Below are 24,178 nucleotides of genomic sequence, written 5' to 3' on the forward strand. Positions count from 1 at the left end.
CGGTCGGCCGACCAGGCGGGGCGGCACGCTGCGGCGACCGCTGTTCCTCAGGGGGATCGGGGTGCGGTGCCGGGGGCGCTTGGGGACGACGGGGGAGCGGACGCCGCCGGGGACGCGCCCGGGCACACCGCGTCGCCCTTGGCCAGCATCATCGAGGGCTGGCCGCTTACCAGGGTCGTGACGACCGCGCACGTGCCCGGCACGGCGGCCTGGCCGGTGAAAACCGCGAAGCGCTCGTCGGGTTTGACCAGCACGGGGCTGGGCGAGACCGGCTGCCCGGCGGGGGTCTGGGTGATGACCATGTAGCCGTAGATGCCCTGCGTCGTCGCGGGCGGCTGCCAGGTCACCTGGAGGCGTCCCTCGAACGGCAGGACGACGACCTGCTGCGGCTGGTACTGCGCCAACTGCTCCGGGCTGATCGGCGTCGCCGCGACGGGGGCCGGCGGGGGCGGCGGGGGAGGTTCCGGCTTCTCCTCCTCACGGGTCATGATCAGGGCGGCGACGATCGCGAGGGCCAGGAACAGCACCCCGATCGCGACGGGCACCCACATCGGGCGCCGCCGCGGGTTGTCCTCCCAGACGAACGGATCGTGTTCCGGCTGCTCGAAGTCCCAGCCCAGCGAGCCGTTCTGGTCCGGATAGGCGGGGACGGCACCGGCCGGATCGCCCGGTGCCGGCGGCGCGGGCGGCCCGAACGTCCCCCGCTCGGGTGCCGGTTCGTACTGCGGCTCGGAGGGCGGCGGCTTGGTGAAGTCGACGGACGGGGCCGCCGCGACGGAACCGTCCGAGTCGGCGTCCCACCACAAAGGCATGCTGAATTCCGGGAGTTCCCGCCCCTGGGGGTCGAAGCCCCCGGGGGACCCGAGTGCAGGCATGTACTCCGCTCCCAGCGTCATCGGCCGCCCTCCTTGCGCAGCGTCTCCACGATCCGCCGAAGCGACAGGCGGGACCGCAGCCGAGCGCGGAGCGGTGGCCTGGCATCCGACTCGCGGACGGCCCGTTCGACTTCCGCGGCGGTATGCCACGCCTCGTCGGCATCCGACGGCTCGGCGGCCCGTCCCGCGTAGGCCAGGTCGTTCACCAGGTCCGCCAGCGGGTGCAGCCGCGAACCCACCGGCTCGGGAAGGCGCTCCTCACCGAATTCCGCGACCTCACGCGCCGTCAGGGACCCGTTGCGTGCCATGCCGACCTCGGCCAGCCGGTCGGCGATCTGCCGCCACGCACCATAGACCCGTCGGTCCGGCGGACCGCGTTTGCGCCGCCGCCGGACGATGCCCGGCGCGGCGTACGCGACGGTGACATGGCCCGAGGCGAACACCAGCGCGAGGGCGGCCGGAACGGCCCACCACCACAGTGCCACGCCGTCGTCGCCGGTGTCCGGCGTCTGGCCCGCCGCCGCCGGGGGGCGGACCTGGTCGATGATCTCCTGGTCCTTCTCGGCCCGGGACTGCTCACCTTCCTCGGCCGCGGCGGGCGGAGCCTGCGGCGGGGCGGGGGCGGCGTTGCCCGGGTCGGTCTTCGGGGTGCCCGACCGTCCGGCCTCACCCGGGGTCGGGAAGAACGGCACCCAGCCGACGCCCGCGAATTCGACCTCGGGCCACGCGACGACGTCGCCGCTGTCCACCCGCCATGTGTCCGGGCCCGTCGCCGTGCCGCGCGAGAAGCCCACAACCACCCGGCTCGGCAGGCCCAGCGTGCGGGCGAGGACCGCGAACGCCGCGGCGAACTGCTCCGACGTGCCCTCCTTGCTGGATTCCAGGAAGAACCGCAGATTGCGGTACGAGTGGCCGGGGACGGCGGTGATGTCGTACCGCTGGTTCTTCCGCAGCCAGTCCTCCAGGCGCAGCGCCTGCTGGTACGGGAAGGTCGCGCCGGCCGTCGCCTCGATCGCGATGCGGCGGAACTCCTCGACGTCCGGGATCGGGGCGGAGGACGCGTCTTGCTCCGGGAGTTCGACGTACCGAGGGTCCGCCGCCGCGGCCCGGAACTGGAGGTTGTCGGGGTCGAACTCCTTGACCCGGGAGACGACTTCGTACGTCAGGCCGGGGTGCAGCGGATCACCGGTGGCCAGCACGCCGCTCGCCGGGTCGACCGCGACGTCCACGTCGTCCGGCACCGACACCCGGTCGGGCCGGTCGGCGGCGGGCAGCCACACCCCGTCGAGCCTGTCCAGCGTCACCTGCATGTTGCTGCGGGCGCCCGCGTCCTCCACGCCTTCGGCGGCCGGCACGCGACCGCCGGTGGGCCGGAGTTCGGTGGCCGGGTACCACGAGGTGCCGTCGTATCGGTCCATCACGGCGAGCCGCCAGTAGCGGTCCTCCGGGGCGGCCCCCTCGACCGTGAACAGTGGCTGATCGGGCGTCAGAAGCCATGCGGAGATGCGGTCCAGGGGGTTCACGCCGATCAGCCGGACCGGCGCCGGGGGGCTGACCTGATCACGGAGGTCGGGCGGCGAACCCACCCCCGGAAGGCTCGGCCCGGCGAACGCCGCGAGGACCGCGAGCGCGGCCGTCAGCGGCACGCCGACCGACAACGTGCGCACCGGCGTTCGGCGTCCCGGCGCCCGGCCGACCAGGATCAGCCCGGTCGCGCCGACGGCCACCGCGATGGCGAGGGTGTTGTCGCCGGGAGCCCCGGTCGACAGCACCACCGGCGCGGCCAGGAGCAGCAGTCCGGGCAGCGCGGGCAGTGCCACCGAGTGTGTCCGCAGGGCGAGTTCGGCGCCGGCGTAGGCGGCGAGCCACACGCTCAGCGACACCAGGACCAGGAGCTGCGCGTCACCGGACGCGGGGAGCACCGTCGTGAGCACACCGCGCGGCGCGTCCACCACGTCGCCGCCGATGCGGCGCAGCAGCGCGGGGCCCGGCACGACGCTGCCCAGCGCGTGGTCGCGGTACAGCGTGGCGGACACCGCCACCAGCCACGCGATCGCGCCGAACGCGAGCGAGCCGAGCAGCGGACGCGGCCTGCCGGTCGGGCGGTTCATGCGTCCGGTTCCGGACCACGCCAGAACGAGCAGTACCGGCACGACGGCGGCCACGGCGACCACCGGCAACACGGTGCCCATGTCGAAGACACGGTGGTACGCGAGCCCCACGGCCGCCGCGAGCCCCGCCACCGGCACCAACGACCACTGCATGCGCCGCAGTTGCATCTGCTGCGGAGTCTTCGAGCGCGTGTTCCTGCGCCGCTTGGGCTCGATCGGGCCGGCACCGGGCGAGGGCGCGACGAAGGCGGGAGACCCGGCGGCCGATGCCGGCTGCGGTCCGGGGACCTGCGGCGCGGGAGCCGTCGGCGGTGTCCACGGCCCGTGCGACAGCCGGGAGTTCGTCGTCGATGTCGTTCCGCCCGTGGTCATCGCATCACCTCGCGGCGCCACGCCGTGTCGAGGTCGTCGACCCGGTCGACGGCGATCCGGGGCAGCCCGACGGCCGCCTCGACGGCGTTGCCGCCGCCCGAGGTGACCACGAGCATGCGGTCGAAACGCCTGCGGAGCCGGGCCAACCGCTCGGCGGGGAGCGGGCGTTCGCCGCCGCTGACCACCACGAGCGTGTCGCCGTCGCGCAGGCGCTCCAGCACGTCGAGAGCGTCGGACAGCGAGCGGTCGTGCTCGGGGTCCACCATCGTGAGGCGGTCCAGCACGTGGTCGACGCCCTGGTCGTGGCTGTCGGCCAAGGGCAGCACGCCGGCGGCGGTGAGAACGCGTACCGGGAAGTGGTGGAGCGCGGCGGACTCGGCGACCGACGCGGCGACGTCGACGGCCGTCTCGAAGGCCTCGGGGTCACGGTACGAATCGCGGGCGGTGTCGAGCACGACGGTGGTCGTCGGCAGGCTCACGTCGATCATGCGCCGGACCAGGAGCCGTCCGCTGCGGGCCGTCGAACGCCAGTGCACGCGCCGCAGATCGTCGCCGAGCACGTATTCGCGCAGCGAGTGGAACGTCAGCGTTCCGTCGTCGGCCGTATCGGAGTTGGGGCCTTCCAGATGGTGCGTCCGACCCGCCGGCAGCACCGGCAGCGGAATCGTCCGGGGATGGACCATCAGCGTCTCCACGGAGCCGCATTCGCGGACGCGCCTGGTCAGGCCGAGCGGGTCGCTGCGCACGAGCACCATCGGCCCGACCTCGACTCCGCCGCGCCGCCGGGTCGGAAGGCTGTAGCGCGCCCGGATCTCCGCGCCCGGTGCCACCGGCGGCAGGTCGACCGGGAAGACCGGCTTGCCCGCGACGCGGTCCTCGGCACGCAGGCCGCGCAGAGTCCGCGAGCCGTTGTTGAACAGGACGACGACGCCCTGCGCGATCTCGCCGCGCGCGACCCGGGCCGGCACGATCTCCCGCCGGGCCTCCAGGACCGGTACGGAATGAGTCCACGCCAGGGCGACGACCACCGCGGCGAGCGACGCGATCCCGAGTGCCACAGCCTCGGTGTAGCCGAGGCCCCAGCCGAGCCCGCACAACACCACACCGGCCGCGAGCACCGCGCGACCGGACGGGGTAAGCCGCGAAGTCGATTGGTCCCCCGAGGAGTTCGTGCCAAGAAGGTCGGTCGGCGCGACAGCCCGCGGCAGCCGTGTCGGGCCCTGCCTCAGACCGGCGGTCGCGGTGGGGACCGGGGTGGGCGCAGGGGCGCTCCCGGCACTCGGCGGAGGAGGCAGCCATGCCACGGGCGGGCCTGTGGGCGGGCCCGGTTCCGGTGCGGCGGGAGCGGCCGGGGGCCCGGCCGCCGCCGGAGCGGCCTGTCGCCCTTGCCGGGGGTCGCGGACGGCGCGGGTTCCGGAGTGCAGTGTCGGCGCGTCGGCTCCGTACGTGAACTCGCCGGGGTCGTCCCGGGCCGTCGGCCCGCTGCTCAACTGCGGGCCTTCGCCAGGCCGCCGGGAGTCGGGGCGGGAACGTTCGCGAGGATTTCGGCGAGCACCGACTCCCCGGTCCAGCCGGCGAGTTCGGCGTCTGGCGAGAGCAGCAGACGGTGTGTCAGGACCGGGCCGGCCAAGGCCTTGATGTCCTCGGGCAGGAGATGTGCGCGCTCCTGCGAGGCCGCGCGCACCTTCGCCGCCCTCACGAGGGCGACGCTGCCGCGCGGGCCCGCGCCGAGGCGTGTGTAGGGGGACGAGCGAGTGGCCTGTGCGATCCGGACCGCGTACTCCACGACGGCGTCGGCGGCGGCCACGCGCTGCCGTACCACCTGGATGAACTCGCCGATGTGGTGCGCCGCGGCGATCGCCGGAAGCGTCTCGATGCTCGGCGCCCCCGCGGTGCCGGCCGCGACCGAGACCTCCGAACGGGTGTCCGGGTAGCCGACCGTGACGCGCATCAGGAACCGGTCCAACTGCGCCTCCGGCAGCGGATAGGTCCCGGACATGTCGACGGGGTTCTGTGTCGCGACGACCATGAACGGGCGCGGAACCGAGTGCGGGGCACCGTCGACGGTGACCCGCCCCTCCTCCATGACCTCCAGCATCGCCGACTGGGTCTTCGGCGACGCCCGGTTGATCTCGTCGCCGATCACGACGTTCGCGAACACCGGGCCGGGCAGGAACTCGAACGTGTTGGTCGTCTGCCGGAACATCGACACACCGGTGATGTCCGACGGCAGCAGGTCGGGCGTGAACTGGATGCGCTGCCACGACGCGTCCAGCGACGCGGCGAGCGCCCGTGCGAGGGTCGTCTTGCCGGTGCCGGGCACGTCCTCGACCAGCAGATGCCCTTCCGCGAACAGGCAAGTGAGGGTCAGGTCGATGACCTCGCGCTTGCCGACCACGACCCGCTCGATGTTGTCGCCCAGGGCGTGGAAGCACTCGCGGAACAGGCGTAGCGCGTCGGGCGCGTGGTACATGACCGACGGCTTCGGGGCCCCGCCCGGGGTGGACGCGGCGGTCGGAGTGGTGCTCACGGTTCTCCTGAAGGTTCCGTGGGTGGTCAGGTGACCGGGACGTCCCGCCGGTTCGGGGCGACGACCGCGGCCAGCGCGACGGCGTCCGGCCGTTCGTCGTTGGTCGGCGCGCCGGGCGAGGGGGTCGGGGGATACGGCGCCGAACCCGGTGTCTCCGGCGGCATGTCGATCGAGGCGGACGTGACCTTGCCGTACGCCAGCGTGATGGTGAGCGTCGCGGTGCTGGACGAGGTCGTTCCGGCGCTGTTCTTGGCGCTGACCTTGAAGGTGTACGAACCGCTCTGTCCGCTGACCGAAAGCGTCACGGACTTGTTCGTGGTCGTCCAACTCCCCGACTTCGCGGCGGCCACCGCGGCGGCGTTCGTCCCGTCGGCCACCGTCGGGAAGTTCACGGCGGGCGGTTCGGCGATCAGCTCTCCGTACACCGCGGGGGTCACCGTCAGCGGCCCGTCGGCGGGACCGGCCGCCTTGGCGGTGGACGTGGAGGCCGCCTTGACCGACCACGAGCCGGTGTAGGTGACCGTCTCCCCGGCGGTGTTGGTCGGGGCCGACCAGGACACCTTGGCCTTGCCGCCGGCGGCCGTCACCGCCTGGAGGTTGGTCGGCTTGCCCGCCGCCACACACGGCCGAACACCCGTGGAAGCCTTGGAGTTCATCACCGCGCCGGGGTACTCGGCGATGATGTAGAACTTGTACTCCTTCTCGCACGAACCGCCGGTCACCGTGAACATGAACGGACCGGTCGCGGGCACGCTCGCGGGCGCGACACTCATCCCGGCGCCGACTCCTCCGACGCGGTAGCGCGTGGGCGTTGCACCCGAGGCCGGCTGGAACGTCAGGGTGATCTTGCCCGCACCCGACTTGGCGGTCGGGGTGCCCGGCGGCTTCATGGGCGCCGTCGTCGTGGGTTTCGGCGACGTGGTCGGGGGCTTCGAGGACGTCGGGTTCGACGAAGTCGGCTTGGACGACGTGGTCGGCGGCTTCGTCGAGGCCGTGGGGGGCTTCGACGACGTCGACGCCGGAGGCGTCGTGTTCGCCGGGGGCGTCGTCGCCGGAGGAGTGGTGTTCGGCAGTGCGGGCGTGGTCGCGGGCGGCGGCGGGGTGTCGGCCGGGGGCGGCGTGCTCGCGGCAGGCGGCGTCCACGGCGGCGTGATCGGGTTCGTCGGCGGCTCGGGAGTCTCGACCGGCGGCCGGGGCACCTCGGTGGTGGGCTCGGTCCGGCGGGTCGGTTCGGGGTCCGGCTCAGGCTCCGTGCGACCGCTGTTGCCGCCGCCGCCGTTTCCGCCCTGGTTCCCGTTGTCCGCAGGCGGGTCCGGGATCGCCGGCGGGATCACCGGTGCCTCGGGAGCGGGTTTGCCGGTGTCGACCGGGTTCGGCACAGGGTCTTCCTTGCCGCCCGTGGCACCGGACGGCGCCTCCGACGCAGTGGCCGACGGCGTTCCGGCCTCGGTCGACTGGGTCACCCCGCCCTCCGGCACGCTCTTGGCCGGGGTGGGCACCGACGAACCGTTTCCGGTGCCGGGGCTCGGGTCGGTGTCGTACTTGTCGATCAGGTGGATCTGGCCCTGCACGTTGACGACGGCCGCGGTCGCGTTCTGCGCGTCGTTGACCCACAGCAGACCGTCGCGTACGTGCGTCTCCAGCGGCCCGGGCTTGCCGGTCACCTTCACCTGGTCCTCGAACATCGCCTGGACCGTGTTGTAGACGAGCAGGTTGCCGCTCGTGCGGTCCGGGATGTAGACGCGGGCGCCGAGGACCTGCGGCGGCGCGTACTCGTGCTGCGCGACGGTGAGCGGTACGGCGTTCACCGATCCGCTGTCGATGTCGACCAGCGTCAACGTGCCGGTGTCCGAAGCGAGTACGGGCACCAGCGGCCCCTCGCTGAGGCCCGGGGAGAACACCTTGTCGGGCTGCCCGTTGCGCATCTCGGTCGGCAGTTCGACGGTCCGCTCGATGCCGGTGCCGGACACGACCAACACCCGGCCGCCGGTCACATCGGTGACCACCGGGCGACCCGAGGCCAGCGTCAGAAGCAGCGCGCCACCCGGCTCGGCGACCTTGATCGGCGCGCCGACCTGCGAGCCGTTGACCGGTACGAGACGCCCCAGCGAAGCGATCGGCACCCACAGCGTGCCCGACGGGTCGGCCTGGACCTCACCGAGCGGCTTGCCGCCGAGGTCCATCGGCGCACCGAGCGGTGCCAGCGACACCGGGTCGATGGCGGTCACCGTGCCGTTCGCGGAGTCGACCACCCACGCCTTGCCGCCGCCCGACGCGATTTGCAGGCCTGCGGCCTGGTAGTCGTACGTCTGCGGCACCGTGAGCTGCGCGGGGTCGATCCGGCTGACCGTGCCGGTGGACTCGTCCAGCACCAGCACGGACTTGCCGTCATCGGCGACCTGCAACTGAGTGTTGCCGCCCGCCGGCAGCTTCACGCGCCCGTCGACCTGCCCCGTGAGCCCGTTGACGTGCGTGAGGCTGCTCTTGGTGTCGTTGGCCAGCCACGCCCCGATGTCCGAGAGATCGGGGTCCGCCCCGGCGGTGCCGATTCCGGCCACCACGATGCCCGCGATGAGCGAGCCCGCGGCGCCGAGCGCGACCGCGGTCGTCTTGCCGCCGCGTCCGGGCCGGAACGCGCCCCGCAGCCGCGCCGCGAGCCCTTGGGGCCGCACTCCGTGGCGAAGTCTCATCAGCCGAGCCCCTCCCGAATTCCCACCGGCCCACGTGAAACCTTGAGCCGGGTACCGCCCCCAGCTTGATCGCGAGCTCGATTCGGAAGCTATCCCGCCCACGCGCCAAACGGCGCGGCTTTGGGACACAGCGAGGGAAGACGGAGGAACCTCAAGGGATTCCCCGCAACCAGGTCGGTGTGCACGAGGGAACCGGGCGAGGCTTCGAGGGGCCGGTTCGGGGCATCTGTCGACGAAGTGACGGGTATCACGTCAAGTGCCCGCCCGGGCTTCAGAGTTGATAATGAGTCAGTACGTTCCGCCTCCTTGACCCCGGGGAGGGAGCATGACCGACAACCCCTCCTCCGGCTCCGGTTCGCCCTCCCCGGCGCCGGCGCCGCCTCCTGCACCTCCCCCTGCACCGCCCCCTGCGCCCCCTCCCGCCCCGGCTGCCGAACAGGCGCCGGCTTCGGGTCCGAGTCTGGAGAAATCACCCGCTTCCGCCCAGGCCGCGGAGCGGGCTCCGGCGTCGCAGCCCAAGGTCGACCTGACCAAGACGGGGTCCGTACACGAGATCGTCCAAGCCGCCACCAAGAGGGCTCTTCAGGAGCTCAACCGCACAGATTCCAAGGGGCGAACACCCGCCGAGGCCGCGGCGGCAGCGCAGACCCGCGCCGAGGCACGCATCGACGACATAGCCGCACGACTGGTCAAGGGCGCCAATGAATACGCGGCGAGAGTCGCCGCCCAGTCGACGGCGAATCGTTACACCGACGCAAGTGTGCGCACCTGGTCCGAGTACCAAATGGGGTTGGCCAGCTCCGGCGCCGGCACAGGTGTCGAGCAGGCGCAGAGTCCGCAGAACGCGAGTGAGTCGGGGCTTGACATGGACAAAGGCATCACGCAGGCAAAGACGAACCCGACCGTGAACGCGAGCGCGTCCAGGCCCGCCGGCGAGGCGGGNAGCAGGCGCAGAGTCCGCAGAACGCGAGTGAGTCGGGGCTTGACATGGACAAAGGCATCACGCAGGCAAAGACGAACCCGACCGTGAACGCGAGCGCGTCCAGGCCCGCCGGCGAGGCGGGCCTGGACGCGGACAAGGGAATCTCGCGGGCCAAGACAAATCCGCCCGCACCGCGGCCGTCGAAGGAGACCGCGCCGGCGCAGGCCGCACAGTCGTCAGCCGCAGCGGGGCTGGGCTCCGTCACACACAGTGGAGCGGCCTCGTCCACCGTCTCGGCCCCGAAAGCCGAGCGAGTGCGGGCCGCCCAGCACGCGAGGCGTGACGCGAAGTACCAGGCCGCTGCCCAGGTGCCGAACGCCCCGCAGCGCACCGGAGCCGCCGACGCCACGCTCGCCGCCCCACGCGGTCGACGCGAGCGTACGTCCCAGCAAGTCGTCCGTGGACTCCGGAAGTTGCTCGGAAAACGCTGAACCGGCGACGCGGTGACCGAAATGCCCGCCGGTCCGACGGCCGGCGCGCCTACGGTTGCGCCGGTGCCGGAGTGCCCTGCCCCGGCGGGGCGACGACGACCACAGGTCCCCGGTCCGACGAGCCGTCTTCATCTTCGATGGAGAACACGCCGCTCCCCGTCGAGGTGATCGCGATCGGCGCGGACGTCCCGACGGGAAGCGCGTCGACACGCTTGGTACGCGTCTGCACGACGGCGACATCGGGGGTGTCGTTGTCGTCGTCCCGCAGCGTCGCGTAGCCCACGCCACGGTCGTCGACGGACAGGAAGGAGACCGACCTGTTCTCCCGGTCGCCGGTGAAGCAGGTGGCCGTACGGCCGGACAAATCGGCGGCGAAGAAGTCGGACACCAGGTAGCGCCCGTTCGACGACACCTGTGCGGCGGTGTCGAGGTCCACGGCGTCCCGCTCGGTGTCGAACAGCGCCTCGACCACCGCGGTGGAGTCCGGCGTCGTGCCCGCGCATTCCGCCGACGCGAGGATCGCGCCCGAGAGCAGGTCGTGCACCGCGTACAACGGCGTCTGGTCCTCCCCGGCACGCCATGCCGCAAGCACCGTTGTGCCGGTCACCGCCAGGATGGTGCTCTCCGCGCGGCCCTGGGGCGCGACCTGGGCGCTGTTCCAGCGACCCGAGACACCGAACCGCAGCGACTCGCTCAGATCGCTGTTCTCCGTATCTTCCCGGAAGAGCATGCCGGCCCCGGTGGGGAAGAGCGGTTGCTCCTGGATCTCGCACCGGAATTCGCTGGAGCAGCCGGGCATGGGCCGCGTGGGACCGGGCGGCAGTGTCGACAGCACGCCTGTCAACGGGTCCCACAGCACGGTTGCGGGCGCCTCGTCGCGCTCGGCGAAGCCCGTGATCAACACGCCGCCCTCGCCCACGAGGGTGTCGACGTCGTCGGGTGAGCCGTCGACCATGTGTTCCACATGCCGGGCAGGCGCCCGTTCCGTGCCCGCGCCGACCAACGGGAACGAATCGATGACGACGAGTTGTCGGGCGCGGGCCACACCGTTTGCGGGCAGGCCTCCTGTACGCACGACGACTGCGTACAGCCCTTGATCCGTTTGCACGACCCGGAGCAAGGGCGGTCGCTCCGCGACGATGCGCCGCAGGGGCGTCGACGACCAGACCACGTGGCCGTCCGCGGCATCGCGGGCGATCAGCACGGAGCTCGGGCCGGCGCCGGAACTCTCTTCGGCGGACGGACTCGGCGACTCGGAGGGCGTCTCTTCGTCACCGGTCGGCGTCGCGCTCGCAGCCTCGTCCAGTGCCTGCTCCGCCGAGTTGCCCACCGCGAAGATGTCGAGCAGCAGGCCGCCGCTTTGGGCCGCCACGAACACGCGCTGCGTCTCGTCGACCGACCATCCCTTGGCCAGATCGAAGCCCGCGGGGAGCTTGACGTTCAGGTCCTTGGCGGGGTCGGGATTGCCGGTCGGATTCCTCTCCTCGTCCGAAGCGTCCACGCCGCCGCCGGAGGGACCGAGGGAACAGCCCGAAAGCACGAGCGGGAAGACGAGCGCGCCGATCACGGCGGCGCGCCGCGTCCTACCGAGCCTCACCGGTCTGGTGCGCGGCCTTCGCCTAGCCATGACTCGAACTCCCATTTCTACGCGCTTCTTTCGCACAGCGGCCGGCTACGTTCAACTGAGCTGATAGTTCGTCACCTGCCAGGGCTGTCCCACCATGGAACGTGCCAGCGTGACAAAGACGGTGATGTTCTCGGGGACGCCCCGCCAGCCGTCCGCACCGATCGGGCTCACGGTGAGCGACCACGCGTGGTAGGCCTCGGTCGGCGTGTCCGGCGGCTTGCCCTTCTCGTCGGCGAGCGTGGCGGTGACCACGGTGCGTCCCTGGCGTTCCGACATTTCGACCCAGTCGGGTGGCAGGCGTTCGATCGACTGTGCCGTGCGTGCAGCCTCGTTGAGCTCCTGGCTCAGGTACGGCTCGGCGCGGAGCATCGCATCGCCGGGGCGGGAGTCCTTGGTGGTGTCGGACGTCCACATGACGACGACCGCAGCGCGTGAGACGGCGACGGGATCCTGGAAGTCGACCTGTTCCGGCACAGGGGGCGCGAGTGCCGGGGCTTCCTCCGCAGGGGCATCCACGTCTGCTGTCTGACCGTCCATCGGAAGCGTGGCCGAGCCTTCGGGCAATGGGAGTTCGTCCGGGTCCGTGGCATCGGGCGGCGGCGCCCCCGTGGGTGGCGTCGTGACGATCACCGCGCTTTCGGGTGACTGCACGTCGGCTGCCGAGGAATCGGGTGTGGCGGTCGGACCGTGCGACGCACCGCTGTCGGAACCAGGCACATCGCAGGCGAACATGACCAGGATGGCCATGGCGGCGATGAACGGCACCACGAAGGCGGCGCGTGCCCACGTTGCGACGTTGTCCCTCATGCCTGCGCCACGTTGGGTTGCGGGCTGAGGCCTTTGGAACGCAGGTAGCCGACGGGGTCGATGTCGCTTCCGTACTCGGGGCCCGTGCGCGCCTCGAAATGCAGATGCGGTCCCGTGCTGTTGCCTGTGCTGCCCACGTCGCCGATCACTTGTCCGGCGCTCACCCGAGCCCCCGTACCGACGCGCGGACGGCCGTTCATGTGCGCGTACTGCGTGTATTTGCCGTCGTCGTGCTTGATGACGACTTGCCAGCCGTAGGCGCCTCCCCAGCCGGCCGTGACCACTTTTCCGGGGCCGACGGCCTTGATGTCGGTGCCGGCCTTGGCGGGGAAGTCGATGCCGGTGTGCCGGTTCGCGTACGGTCCGGCCGCCTTGTAGGTCGGTGAGTAGCGCACATTCACCGGCAGGACCCACTTGCCGTTCGACTTGCCGTCCGACGCGCCGGACGCAGGCTCCGAGGCGCCAGGGACACGTACATAGAACGGCGTGTAATTCGCGTACAGGGTGTTGACCTGTGCGACCCTCACTGCCTTTCCCGGCACGGGGGCCTCGATCATCTGGATGTTCGAGCCCGACACCGCACTCACCAGGCCGATGTGCGTGATGTTCTTGATACTTCCGCCGCTGCTGCCGCTTGTATCGAATCCGACCAGGTCGCCGGGGCGTACCTGGGACGCGGGTATCGTCGGCAGGAATGCGTTGATCTGATCCTGCGCCACCCGAGGAAGTTCCACGCCGACGGCTTCGTAGGCGTTTTGCACGAGTGCCGAGCAGTCGATGCCCTTCAACGTCGTGCCGCCCCAGAGGTACGGCGTTTTCGCCTTGACGTACTCCATGGCCACGGCGATGGCCCCTTGGGCGCGCGTGCCGGCTGCGGTACCGCCCGGCTTCTCGAAATTCTTCATGTTGGCCTGGATGACGCGGACGTAATTCGTCGTCTCCTTGTACGGCGGAATTCCGTTGTACTTCTGCACGGCGCCGGGGCCCGCGTTGTAGGCCGCGAGCATCAGGGCCTGCGTGTTGCCGCCCAAGGGGCGCACGATGCCGGCGAGTTTGCAGTTGTAGGAGCCCTGCGAGGCGATCGCGTCGGCAGGGTCCCAGATGTCCCGGTCACCGTCCCCGTCGCCGTCCACCCCGTGGACGGCCCAGGTGGCCGGCGTGAACTGGGCGGGGCCGAAGGCGACTGCCCAGGGTTTGTCCTTGTTCGTGTTCAGGCCGAATGTCGATTCCTGCTGAAGCTGGGCGGCGATCAGTTGCGGTGGTGACTCCGGGCATATGCTCCCGGCCTTGACAATGTCGTCGCCCCAGGAGGTCGCCCAGGAGGGCAGTTTCGAAAAGTCGAATATCATACCCCCGATCGCCTCGATGAGGTCTTCGGGCTGGGGCTTCCAGATCGCCGTGCAGCCGTTCACCATGGTCATGACCAGCAACATGCCGACAAGGCGCATCGGCACCGAGAAGGCCGAGCGCCCTTTGGATTCTCCGCGTCGAGTGCGGGTGCGGCGCGGCATGTCAGAGATTCCGCTCCGCCGCCTTCTGGCGTCGGATCTCACGTCTTTTTGCGGCGGCCTGTTTCGCGGCGAGTGTCTTCTCGCGATGGGCCTTCCGCTCCTTGGCAAACGACTTCACGGGTTTCTGGGTCACCGACTTCAGGACCGAAAGCCCGAGTTTGCTGGCTCGATTTCCCAGGTCGATGGCCCAAGTGGTGCCTTTGTCGAGTTCTCCCATGACGGACATGGCGTCAGCTCCTTGCGCCGGGCGAGCCGGGGAGAGAAGTGCTCACGCCGTCTTTCGGGCTGAAATCGACGATGAAGACCGGGTCGTCCCACATCCCCGGAGGTGACGGGGTCAACGGCAGGGGCCCCAAAGGGTGTTCGGCATGGCCGTCGCGGGCGTCGCACAAGGCGAACGGACCGTGGTCGGGGTCCATGAGCGCGGACAAATGCGGGTCCGCGTGCTGGGTCCACCAGAAGGACAGCCCCAACGCCTCGTCCTCCTTAAGGTGTTCGAACGCCCGCCACAGCACCGACAGGCGGGCGACCGCCTCCTCGTGGGCCCACCAGGCCGGACACCACATGGCAACGGACCGGCTCAGTCGCCGGCGCACGACCTGGGCGATGTAGCGAGTGACAAAGTCCTCCAGTGAGGAGAACACCAACTCGCTTCGCACCTCTTGTTCTTCGTCGTCCACGGAGTCGAAGTCGGTTTCGTCGTCTGTCATCGCTGCTTCCTCAAAGAGACCCCGGCCGCCTCCAGTTCGTGGGCGTGATCGTGCCCTGGGTCGAACCGGGCGACGGATTCCTGGATGTCGTCGGCGAACGGGGTCTGCCACCACGGGACCGTTTTGATCAACACCGGCGGCGAGCCACTCATCTGCACGAACGCACGACCCCGCGGCATCGAGGCGAGATCGGCCTCGTCCAGCACCGCTTCCGAACGCGACGACAAGCCGAACGACCGCCGGTCGCCGAACTTGACCGTGGCACTCGTGGTTCGCGGCTCGAACACCCCGGAGACCTTCGACAGCGAGCCGAGGAAGTCCGTATCCGACGAACCCCCGCCGTACACACGGATGTTTGCCGCGCCCCACAGCTTCTTCATACCGTCGCCGCCCCACGCTGCCGCGCCCTGCGCCCAGGACTGGAGGATCGTCATCATGACGATGCCGCGCGACCCGAAGTGCGAGTACTTGTCGGGAAGAGCCTTCCAAGGGCACACGTTCGCGGCTTCGTCGAGTACGAAGAGCATCGGGACCGGCAAACGGCCGTTCGGCTGCTTGATGCCCTCGTTCTCCGCGGCCTCGGCAAGTGCCGCGGTCAAGGCGAGGACCAGCGGCGCGGCGGCCTTGTTGGTCTCCTCGGAGAGCAAGTAGATCGTGTCGGTGCTTTTGACGAACTCCAGGTAGTCGAACGACGGGCGGTTCGGATTGGAGCCCGGCGTCACCCACTCGGTGACGGCCGGCGCCAGCAGGAACGACATGATCTGGGTGGCGGTGCCGAAGACACCCGCGCGCTGCAGGCCCGGACTGGACACGACCGACTCGACTGCCTCGGCCGAAACGTCCTGCCCGTGTGCCCGCAGGATGCGCGCGGCGGTGTCGTCGTTCGGACGCGTCAGCCAGGTGTACACCTGCGTGATCGGCTTGCCGTCGAGTGAGGCCGCCAACAGCATGTGCGAGATGAGGTCTTCCGCGGCCGGCTCGAAGAAAGCGTCGCTGCGGGCGTGCGCGGGGCGGTTGATCGAGGAGAAGCGACCGGTCATCTTGATGGCCCGGACGATGCTGTTTCCGACGTACGACAGCGGGTCCCAGTACCACGACGGCGGTTCGCTGGCTTGTTGCTGGGGGTCGAACACCCAGACGTGGCCGTGTCGTTCGCGGCTCGCGCGGGTGGCGTCGACGACATCGCGCTTGTTCGACGTCACGACTGCGGCACCCGGCGCGGCCACGATGTTGGGAATCGCGCGTGAGGCAGTCTTTCCGGTGCGCGGTCCCCAGATGTCGACGTGCATGTCTTCCCACGACCCCCACAGGTCGTGGTCGCCGCCGACGGTCTTCCCGAGGTAGACACCGGGGGGAGCATCGGTGGGGACGCCCAGCCGGTCGGCCGAGGCGCGGGCCCCGGCGGTGAGGAACGGCCGCAGGTCCCGGCGCTTGGCAAGGTATTTCGTGGCCCGGTCGATGACGACGACGTCACGCTGCTGGTAGAGGAACATCGCCAGCGTCACGGCGATCGTGACCAGGAACAGGATCACAAACGAGGCGACGTATGCGCTTGTGCCGGGCCATTCGTAATCCCGGCGGACGAGTTCGAAGGCCATCGTCCAAGGGGCGGACGGCTTGGGTTTGTCTTCGAGGATCGCTCCGACCCACGCCCCGGCCCACGCCGAGCCGAGGATGGCCACGCAGCCACCGATGCAGAGCAACGCGAAGTAGAACTCGATGTACGGGTCCGGTCCACGCCGGCGTTTGGTGGCGCTCACGCGGTCATCACCGTCCAGAGGACGCCGGAGACGCCGGTCGCGATGGCACACGCCCCGAGCGTCCAGCCCACGCTGCCCACGACTTCGGCGACCGTGTCGCCGCCGCGGTAGGACTCGATCCCCCGGTAGACGTGGAACAACAGCCCGAACATGCCGGCGACGAAGACCAGCATGACGAAGTAGCCCAAAACCCGGGTCATGGGCTCGACGACTGCCTTGGGTGCCTTGTAGTCGCCCGTGCCGACAAGTTGGGCACCGGCACAGTCACCGGTCTGGGCCTGCTCGGTATAAGAACAGCCGTTCGCCGGCGGCGCCGGCGGCTGCCAGGCGAACCAGGGGTGCGCGTCGTTGCACTCGTCCCGGTAGTCCTTGAAGGTGATCTTGTCGCAGGGGTTGGTCTTCCGGACATCGGGACAATTGGGAACGGGGTCCCCCTCGTTCCATATCCCGGCCCTCTTCCTGGCCTCCACGTTTTCCCGGATCGTCACACACGGGTCTTCGTTGAGATTCCGCAGCAGGCGTGGCGGGGTCTTGCCCCACGATTTGTCCTGGCCTCGCATCCATTCACCCAGGCCGGAGAAGTCGTGCCCCAGGAGGCATTCGCCGCGGGTGCCGCCGGTCAACCAGTCGCCTCCCCAGTTGTCGTCCTGCGGGCAGGGCTGTCCCCGACCGTCCTTTCCGTTGGGTGCGGGGCCGACGTAATGAGGGGAATCGTCGGTCCAGTTGACGTAGTTGCGGGCGTGCAGGTTGAAGAAGCTGCCTTTCTCCGCCACGAGTCCCGAGCAGTAGAATGTGAATTCGAAGCCGCTCCGGTCTTCCGCGACGTAGATGCACTTCGGGTCGGTGGGCATGGGCGGTTCCTCTACGGCCACAGCCGACTGTGGGACGCCGATGAGTATCGCCAGCACCAGGCCGACGACCACCGCCAAGGCCCGTTTCATCGCGCCCACCTGCGGTTCGTGTCGTTGATGTCGCGCTCGGCCGCGGTGAGGTCGACGTGTACGGGGATGCCGGGGCGTCCGCCGACCTTCACCATGAAGTTGCCGAGCCCGGGAGGCGGTGCCTCCTCACCGGCGAGACCGTCCCACGCCGGCGGCGTCGACCAGTCCACGATCATGCGCTGTTCGGCTTCCGTCATGCCGATCACCTGGGTGAGCTGCGGCATTTCCGCTGCCGGAAGACCACCGGTGATGACCATGCCCGCGCGTTCGACGAACCCCTTCGCCTTCATGCGGTCTTCCTCGCCGGGCAGCGCGAGCAGGTCCGACATGGTGTGTGTGATCATCGCCATGCCGACGCCGCGCTGCCGGTTGAGTCGCGTGAGTGCGTCGACGCGGTCGACCAGGCCGCGCCCCGCGCGCAGTACGCGCCACAGCTCGTCCAGGATCACGAAGTAGTGGCGCTGGGGCTCCAGTCCGGCGTCGGCGAGCGCCTGTGCCGCGGAGACAGCACCGAATCCATAACTCCAACAGGCGAGCAACGCGGCGGCCTGCAACTGGGTTTCCCCGTCGTCGATGCTGCTCACGTCGAAGCACACCGGCCGGTCGCGCAGCATCGGCTCGGTGGTCGGTCGGGAGAACATGTCGCCGAGCCGGCCATCCCCCAGCAGGCTGACCAGCGACGACTCCAGGTTCTCGGTCACGTCCCGGTAGCGGTTGATGTCTCCGCGGTCCAGGGCGACGGCGCGCAGCGGTTCGGGTGCCTTCCTGATGACCTCCAGCAGGTCCGCGAGGATGGGTACACCGTCGTGGTGTTCGTCGAGAAGGCGCAGCGCGGTGCTGAGGATGGATTCCTCACGGTCGAAGACGGGCTGGTTGCGCACGATGGTGATCAGCGAGCTGACGGCGTTGAGCCGGCGCCCGTGCATGTCGGCGATGAGTGCCCGGCGGGCGTCGCCCGTCAGTCGGCTGGCGGCGTGGATGGATTCGCCCGGGTCGAGGACGTTCAAGGCGCCGCGTCCGCGCCCGAGGGTGATCACCTGGCCGCCGAGAGCGTGGATCAGGTCGACGTAGTCGGGCTTGAGGTCGCCGAACACCAGAGGATGGACGCCGTATCCGGCGAGCCCGAGGGCCTGGCGGCGAACGACGGTCGACTTGCCGAGGCCGGGCTTGCCGAGCACGAACTCGCTGGGATTCAGCAGAAGTTTGGCGCGCTGGAACCAACTGATGGGGTCACAGCACAGCGTCGCTCCCGAGGTGAGCGTGCGGCCGAGCGGGACACCCACCACGGGGGTGCCGGAACCCGCGCCGAACGGCCACAGGCCGCAGACCTGCACCGTGGTGCCGCGCCACTCCGGCACTGCCTCCACGTACGAGGCCGCCCCGCGTCCGATGCCGAGGTAGCCGCGCGGTCCCGGTCGGGTGCCGGGACGGGGACGCGGTTGCCGGGTCTTGCCGGCGTCCTTCGCCGCTTCGCGAGGCCGGCTCCAGGGCGAGCGCTGCCGCTTCACATCGCCTCCCGGATCTGCTGGGGCACCTTCAGGTGGTTGGGCAGGACCAGGCCGAGGGGAAGTGCCGCGGCGAACGCCGAGGCCTGGGAGCCGTAGACACGCCGCAGCCGCAGGCGCGACGCTGCGGACAGGTTGTCCATGGCCGCCGCCGCGATGGTCAGGTCTTCCTTGTCCAGGACCGTGGCCGTGGCCAGCAGACCGAAGCGCACCAGGCCCGCGCCTGCGGCCTCTTCGCGCGCGGACTGGTCCGACGCGGCGATCGCCGCGTTGTCGCGGGCCTGGATGACCTTCTTCTGCTGGGCCTTGAACAAGGCGTCCTTGCGGTCGCGTTCGACGAGGCCGGCGGCGGTCGCCGCGTCGTGCGGACGGTAGAGCAGGGTCACGCGCTTGCGCACGATGTCCGGGTGGGGGGAGACCAGCCTGGACAGGATGTTGGACTGGACCTCGCCGCGCGGCGCCTCCGACATCGACCACGTGATGGAGAAGGCGCCGTCGTGCCGGTAGTGGTCCCAGTTCTCCTGATGTGCGATGGGCCCCGCGTCGTCCCAGGTGAGGTTCGAGCCGCCGGAGGTCCGGGCCTGGTCGAGTAGTGCCGCGACACTCGGGTCGTACGCGACGCGGATGGCCTCGGCCATCTCCTCGCCGGTCAGCGGACGCGCGGGCCCGGCACCCGTCATCTGGAGCCCGGCGGCCAGACCGGGCAGCCGCGTGCCGAGGTCCAACGCCATGTCCTCGACGCTCTTGCGCCCGCCGATCGCGGTGCCGCCGGCTCCGGTGTAGGTGAGTGCTATGCGCGTGATCAGCTGTGCCGAGCCGACCGGGTAGGCGTCGACGACTTCGTTGAGGACGCTCTTGGACAGCTCCGGTGCATCGGGTGCGATGTTGTCGAAGACCTCGCGTCGCAGGCGTTCGCCGGTGTCCGGCGTGGCCTCGACGGTCACCGATGCCGCCACGAGCCTCGGTTCGTGGGCGAGTTGGGACAGCCAGTGGCCCCAATACGCGACCCACGTGTCGATCTGGTCGCTGTCCACGAGGGACGCACCGTCGGCATTCGAGGTGAGGACGACCGTGTGGTGGTTCGTACGCGGGATGGTCACCATCGCGAACGGCCGTCCCCACGCGTCGTGGGCCTCGTACAGGGTCGATGCGGCGGCCAGACCGGGCAGCTTGCAGGTCCCGAGCGGGACGCGGCCCAACGGCCCGGAACGGTAGAGGTGTTGTCCCTTGGACTTGCCGTTGGCGTAGGCGACCCGGGCGGTGACCCACTGCAGTCCGTTGCGTCCGTGACGGTCCCGCATGATCATCGGCACCAGGAGGATCGCCAGGGCGAATCCGCCGATAATCGCGGCGAACATCGAGATGTAGAGCAGCACAACGAGCATCAGGATGCCGCCGAGCAACACCGCGCTGCCGCCGAGTCCCAGGTTCCCGATGCCTGGGGACGTCGGCTGCCGCCAGTTCCCGTAGGTACGGGCTTCGTTTTGCGTCGTCATGGGCTTTCTCGTCTCCGCGTGCCGAATCTGGGTCGAGTCCGGCGGCTACCTGGAGCCGCTCGGGTTGCGTACCGCCTTGACCAGGCCACCCGCCGCCTTGAGCGGCTGTGCGGCACCCGCGACCACGCGCGCACCCATCGCGGGTGCGGCATCGGCGAGGCGCCGGTTGTTCTCTCCGGTTCCGGCGACCTCGGCGGCGATGGGCAGCGTGACCCTGATCATGGCCCCCGGCATGAAGCAGACCAGAAACATGCCGAAGACGGCGATGAAGCCGGACTGCACTCCGCTCTGGGTGTCCTGATGCGCTTCCAAGAGCCGTAGGGGGATCACCATCCCGATGGCCTGAACCGCGTCGAGCCAGCACAGGGGGGCGATGACCGCGACGGTGCGGCGGAACGCCTCTCGGCCGTACGAGGTGCCGGACAGGCTGGCCATCACCGGGATCGTGGCGGCGGCGGCGACCACGAGGAACAATCGGAAAATGCATTCGATGTAGAGCACGAGGCTCGCGATCGTGATGCAGATCAGAAACAGCATCTCCAGGAAGTAGTTGCTGTTCTCGTATCTCTCGGTGAACTGCCGGATCGCCGTCTGCAAGGACCGTTCCGGACTCGGATCGCCTTGGCCGCTGGGGAGACCGGTGACAATGATCCACTTCGCGAAGGCGTTGCTCGCCATGACGTTGGCGTTGATGAGGGGCACGGTCAGCGCCACGGAGACGACCGCGTAGGCGGGGCCGCGCAACGACTTCTTCGCGGCGGTCGGGTCTCCGGACCGGGCGACCAGGATGAGGGAGAAGATGCAGCCGGCCGCGCTGAACGCGATGACGAAGATACTGAACTTGCCTTTGCTGAAGCTGAAAGCCTCGTTGTTCGCGTCGGCGTTGTTCCGTTCGGTCTCCGTCAACAGGCTGCTGTCATAGCCGCTGTTCCCGATGATCGGGTCGGGCGAGGTCATCCACCATGTGAAAGTGTCCTCGGCCGCGGCGTTGGCGTAGTACTTGGCCCACTCGTCGGGTTCATTGAGGATGCTGGGCACACCTTGCGCGTCGAACCAGTCGTCGCAGTAGCCGGCGGCATCCGCGCTACCGTTGATGCTGTTGCCGAGATTTCCGCACGGATCCTCCGCGACCAAGGCCATCGGCGGGGTTTGTACGGGGGTTTCGGCGACGATGCTCCGGTCGTCGTGGCGCCCGTCCGAGAAGAGGCCGACCAAGGCAAGTGCGGAACACATCAGGACGCAGGCCAGGAAAGCCGGTCGGACCATGAACGCCGTACGGCGTTTTCGATCCACCGTGCGGCGGCGCCGCTTGGGGAAACGCAGGCGGGGTGTCACGGACGAACCGCGCTTTCGCCCCACGCGATGTATCCGAGCAGCGAGTCCACCCGTGTCGACGTGACCGCCGCCGCGCTCGTGGCCTGCACGCGGAGTTTCCAGTCGCCGTCGAGCCACACCATCGAGTACAGCGAACTCACCAGTGCCTTTCCGGATGAGTCGGCGGAGACGATGGAAATCATCGCTGCCTCCTCGGAGTAACTGACGATTTGATAGCCCACGACTTGCCGGAGCCGCTCCTCGACGATTTCCGTGGTCGCCTTGCCGACCGCTGCCGCCGTCCGCTCGCGGATCTCGATCGCGGCGTCGCGCGAGGGTTCCGGCTGCATTTGGTGTTGCATGATGTTGCGCCAGTCCGGCGAGAACCGGTAGCGGACGCTGATTTGCACGGCGGCGATGGTCGCACCCGTGGGCGTATGTGCGTAACAGCGGGCGACGTCGCCATTCGCGGCCAACGGGCCCGCGGTTTCCGAGAAGGGGACGGCAACGCCGTTGAAACGGCTCCACATGACGTTTCCGACATCGGCCGGGTTCGTTGCGGCATCGTCCGGGGCGGCATTCTCGGCCGATGCCGTGGGCACGGGGGCACCGCTGGGTGACGTGCTGCCTTCCGGTCGTGCCGTGCCCGGGGACGCGGCACTCGCGGAAGCGGATGGTGTCGCGGCGGGGCGTTCGCCGGTTTGACCGGGACACTCGGCCAGTGCGGGCAGAACGGGCAGTGCCTCTGCCGGCGCCGCCACATCCGAGGAAGAGGCCTTGTCGGAGCCGGAGAGCACCACGATTATTCCGGACAGGAGGACGACGCCGATCAAGACCGCCGAGACGATGAAACCCCGTTCGGTGAACGGATTGGTTCCGACGACATTGTCGTTGGTCCGTCCTCTTCGAAAGATCACGACTTCTCCTGTCCGGCTGACTTAGATCCAACCGCCGCCGACGACGCCGTAGACCAGGGATGAGATTCCGCCGACCGCCACCGCCAGGAACACCAGAATCATCATGATCGATCCGAACGGAACCGCGGCGCCGTCCTTGTACGCCGTCACCGCCTCGAAAAGTGCGCGGATCAACATGAACATGGCCACGACGATGAACAGCATGATCAGCGCGCCCAGTGCGAACTGAATCGGAGCGCGCATTCCGTCAGGAATTTTGGTCTGCTTCGGCTTCAGCGGATCATCATTCGGGTCGGCCATGGGAAGAGCCGCCATGACGGAAGCGTGCGCGTGATGCGCCGAACTGGCCAGAGCTGCGATCATGGCTTGTTCTCCGGAATCCTGCAGTGGGACGAGTGTGAAGTGACGCGGAAGGCAACGGCGTTCGGTCTTTCTCCGAATCAGGGGTGGAACCCCGACGCCGGCTCCCCCTGCCGTTTGTTGCCATTCCGGGAGGCGCACCCGTAATCCACGGACGCGGTTGCCAGGCCGAACGTCACTGCAAAAACAGTGTGTTCGTCGCGCGCCTCGGCGGGAATCCCATGGATGCCCAAGGCAGCTCTCACCTCGCTCCCGGCGGTGTAACCAAGCCCAGATACCGGGCTCCTTGAAATTAGCGACCACTGCGAACCGCCAGCTATCCAGATAGCGAGAGGTCGGAGGGTCCGTCTACGCGGGGAGGATTTGTATGTGCACGGTCATACAGGGAATCGGTTGTCGCCTGCACAGTGATGACCGCATGCGGCGGCCGTGCACACCGCGGGGAGTACTGCGGGCCGCCCGTGGCTGGGCGTTCGGGAACCGCTGTCTCAACTGTCCCGCGGGGGACGCCAGGACGGGGCGGGAGGCGGATCCGCCATGGTCACATCGCTGTTCGGGGCTCCGGTGTCGGTGGTGACCGCCGGGTGGTCGGCGGCGGTGTCGTCGACGACAGGGTCCTCGTGGACCGCCGCGCTGATGGACCAGACCGAATCGAGCGCGTTGTGATTCGGTGGGGGAGGCGGTGCAGACAGGGGATTTTGCGGGGGTTTGGAGGGCTCTTGAGGCGGGTCGTTGTCCTGGAGCCACAGAGCCTGGGACATGGCTGGCTGAGATCCGGCGGTTTCGAGCGGCATGGTGAGCGGAGCGGAAACTGCTTCGGAAGACCGCGATTTGGCGGCCCGGCGGACGCGGATGTGCATGGCCAGGCATGCCATCGAGACGAGTGCCGAGGCCCCTGCTGTGGCCGCGAGCACTGTGTCGGTGCTGTCGTCTCCGGCCGCGGTGGTCAGCGAACCCGGCGCCGGGTATTCGGAATTTCCGAGGAATGCCGTCTTGGGCCCGCCGCGGTGCGGTTCCGCCGCCCGGCCGTGCGGTCCGACCGCGGTGGTCGGTGTCGCCACCGCGGCGGCGGGAGCCGCGGTGGCCAGACCCAGCGCCAACAACCCGGCAGCGGACACGCCGACCGTGCGGGCCGCGCTGAGCACACGAAATCGCATGACGGGCAGCCTAATACCGTGATCGGCCTCCTTCACCGGGTCCGGTGGTGCCGAGCACAGGCGCCCGGAAAGCGGAGGGGGG

The 24,178-nt window shown here is 69.5% G+C and carries 18 protein-coding genes; all 18 read right to left on the bottom strand.

Translation table 11 applies throughout. The features are described from left to right. Nucleotides 1–47: 47 nt before the first annotated feature. Nucleotides 48–896, bottom strand: coding sequence for a hypothetical protein (locus tag ACRX5W_RS06215; protein ID WP_436786922.1), 849 nt, complete (start codon nucleotides 894–896; stop codon nucleotides 48–50). After that, nucleotides 893–3,358 (bottom strand): DUF3488 and transglutaminase-like domain-containing protein, encoded by a 2,466-nt coding sequence (locus ACRX5W_RS06220; protein ID WP_436786923.1) that lies wholly within the window; start codon nucleotides 3,356–3,358, stop codon nucleotides 893–895. The genes ACRX5W_RS06215 and ACRX5W_RS06220 overlap by 4 nt, the downstream gene beginning before the upstream one ends. After that, on the bottom strand, nucleotides 3,355–4,476 hold the full coding sequence (locus ACRX5W_RS06225) for a DUF58 domain-containing protein (protein WP_436786924.1): 1,122 nt from the start codon (nucleotides 4,474–4,476) through the stop codon (nucleotides 3,355–3,357). Before ACRX5W_RS06225 ends, ACRX5W_RS06220 begins: the two co-directional genes overlap by 4 nt. A gap of 368 nt (nucleotides 4,477–4,844) precedes the next feature. Then, nucleotides 4,845–5,888, bottom strand: coding sequence for an AAA family ATPase (locus ACRX5W_RS06230; RefSeq protein ID WP_436786925.1), 1,044 nt, complete (start codon nucleotides 5,886–5,888; stop codon nucleotides 4,845–4,847). A 26-nt stretch (nucleotides 5,889–5,914) separates the two neighbouring features. Next, a complete protein-coding gene (locus ACRX5W_RS06235; protein ID WP_436786926.1) occupies nucleotides 5,915–8,578 on the bottom strand; it encodes a hypothetical protein in 2,664 nt (887 codons plus the stop codon). Between the two features lie 1,462 nt (nucleotides 8,579–10,040). After that, nucleotides 10,041–11,618, bottom strand: a complete 1,578-nt coding sequence (locus ACRX5W_RS06240; protein ID WP_436786927.1) for a hypothetical protein — start codon at nucleotides 11,616–11,618, stop codon at nucleotides 10,041–10,043. Nucleotides 11,619–11,669: 51 nt separating this feature from the next. After that, complete coding sequence (locus ACRX5W_RS06245; RefSeq protein ID WP_436786928.1) at nucleotides 11,670–12,425, bottom strand: hypothetical protein; 756 nt, start codon at nucleotides 12,423–12,425, stop codon at nucleotides 11,670–11,672. After that, nucleotides 12,422–13,846, bottom strand: a complete 1,425-nt coding sequence (locus ACRX5W_RS06250; RefSeq protein WP_436786929.1) for a peptidoglycan DD-metalloendopeptidase family protein — start codon at nucleotides 13,844–13,846, stop codon at nucleotides 12,422–12,424. Before ACRX5W_RS06250 ends, ACRX5W_RS06245 begins: the two co-directional genes overlap by 4 nt. Before the next feature lie 91 nt (nucleotides 13,847–13,937). Beyond that, the gene (locus ACRX5W_RS06255) at nucleotides 13,938–14,162 is read right to left on the bottom strand and encodes a hypothetical protein (protein WP_436786930.1); all 225 of its coding nucleotides are present in this window, start codon (nucleotides 14,160–14,162) and stop codon (nucleotides 13,938–13,940) included. A 4-nt stretch (nucleotides 14,163–14,166) separates the two neighbouring features. Beyond that, nucleotides 14,167–14,646 carry a DUF4913 domain-containing protein gene (locus ACRX5W_RS06260; RefSeq protein WP_436786931.1) on the bottom strand — a complete coding sequence of 160 codons (480 nt, stop codon included), beginning with the start codon at nucleotides 14,644–14,646 and terminating at the stop codon, nucleotides 14,167–14,169. Beyond that, nucleotides 14,643–16,406 carry a TraM recognition domain-containing protein gene (locus ACRX5W_RS06265; RefSeq protein ID WP_436786932.1) on the bottom strand — a complete coding sequence of 588 codons (1,764 nt, stop codon included), beginning with the start codon at nucleotides 16,404–16,406 and terminating at the stop codon, nucleotides 14,643–14,645. Before ACRX5W_RS06265 ends, ACRX5W_RS06260 begins: the two co-directional genes overlap by 4 nt. Further along, nucleotides 16,403–17,347: a hypothetical protein gene (locus ACRX5W_RS06270; protein ID WP_436786933.1), complete on the bottom strand. Its 945-nt coding sequence runs from the start codon at nucleotides 17,345–17,347 to the stop codon at nucleotides 16,403–16,405. The genes ACRX5W_RS06265 and ACRX5W_RS06270 overlap by 4 nt, the downstream gene beginning before the upstream one ends. Further along, nucleotides 17,344–18,855 (bottom strand): ATP/GTP-binding protein, encoded by a 1,512-nt coding sequence (locus tag ACRX5W_RS06275; RefSeq protein WP_436786934.1) that lies wholly within the window; start codon nucleotides 18,853–18,855, stop codon nucleotides 17,344–17,346. The genes ACRX5W_RS06270 and ACRX5W_RS06275 overlap by 4 nt, the downstream gene beginning before the upstream one ends. Further along, complete coding sequence (locus tag ACRX5W_RS06280) at nucleotides 18,852–20,348, bottom strand: SCO6880 family protein (protein WP_436786935.1); 1,497 nt, start codon at nucleotides 20,346–20,348, stop codon at nucleotides 18,852–18,854. The genes ACRX5W_RS06275 and ACRX5W_RS06280 overlap by 4 nt, the downstream gene beginning before the upstream one ends. Before the next feature lie 45 nt (nucleotides 20,349–20,393). After that, a complete protein-coding gene (locus tag ACRX5W_RS06285) occupies nucleotides 20,394–21,683 on the bottom strand; it encodes a hypothetical protein (RefSeq protein ID WP_436786936.1) in 1,290 nt (429 codons plus the stop codon). Then, nucleotides 21,680–22,579: a hypothetical protein gene (locus tag ACRX5W_RS06290; RefSeq protein ID WP_436786937.1), complete on the bottom strand. Its 900-nt coding sequence runs from the start codon at nucleotides 22,577–22,579 to the stop codon at nucleotides 21,680–21,682. Before ACRX5W_RS06290 ends, ACRX5W_RS06285 begins: the two co-directional genes overlap by 4 nt. A gap of 21 nt (nucleotides 22,580–22,600) precedes the next feature. Next, nucleotides 22,601–22,942, bottom strand: a complete 342-nt coding sequence (locus ACRX5W_RS06295; RefSeq protein ID WP_436786938.1) for a hypothetical protein — start codon at nucleotides 22,940–22,942, stop codon at nucleotides 22,601–22,603. 485 nt (nucleotides 22,943–23,427) lie between these two features. Then, nucleotides 23,428–24,096: a hypothetical protein gene (locus tag ACRX5W_RS06300; protein ID WP_436786939.1), complete on the bottom strand. Its 669-nt coding sequence runs from the start codon at nucleotides 24,094–24,096 to the stop codon at nucleotides 23,428–23,430. Nucleotides 24,097–24,178 lie beyond the last annotated feature (82 nt).

Origin of the sequence: Yinghuangia sp. YIM S10712, assembly GCF_051388935.1 — a bacterium.
Lineage (GTDB): Bacteria > Actinomycetota > Actinomycetes > Streptomycetales > Streptomycetaceae > Yinghuangia.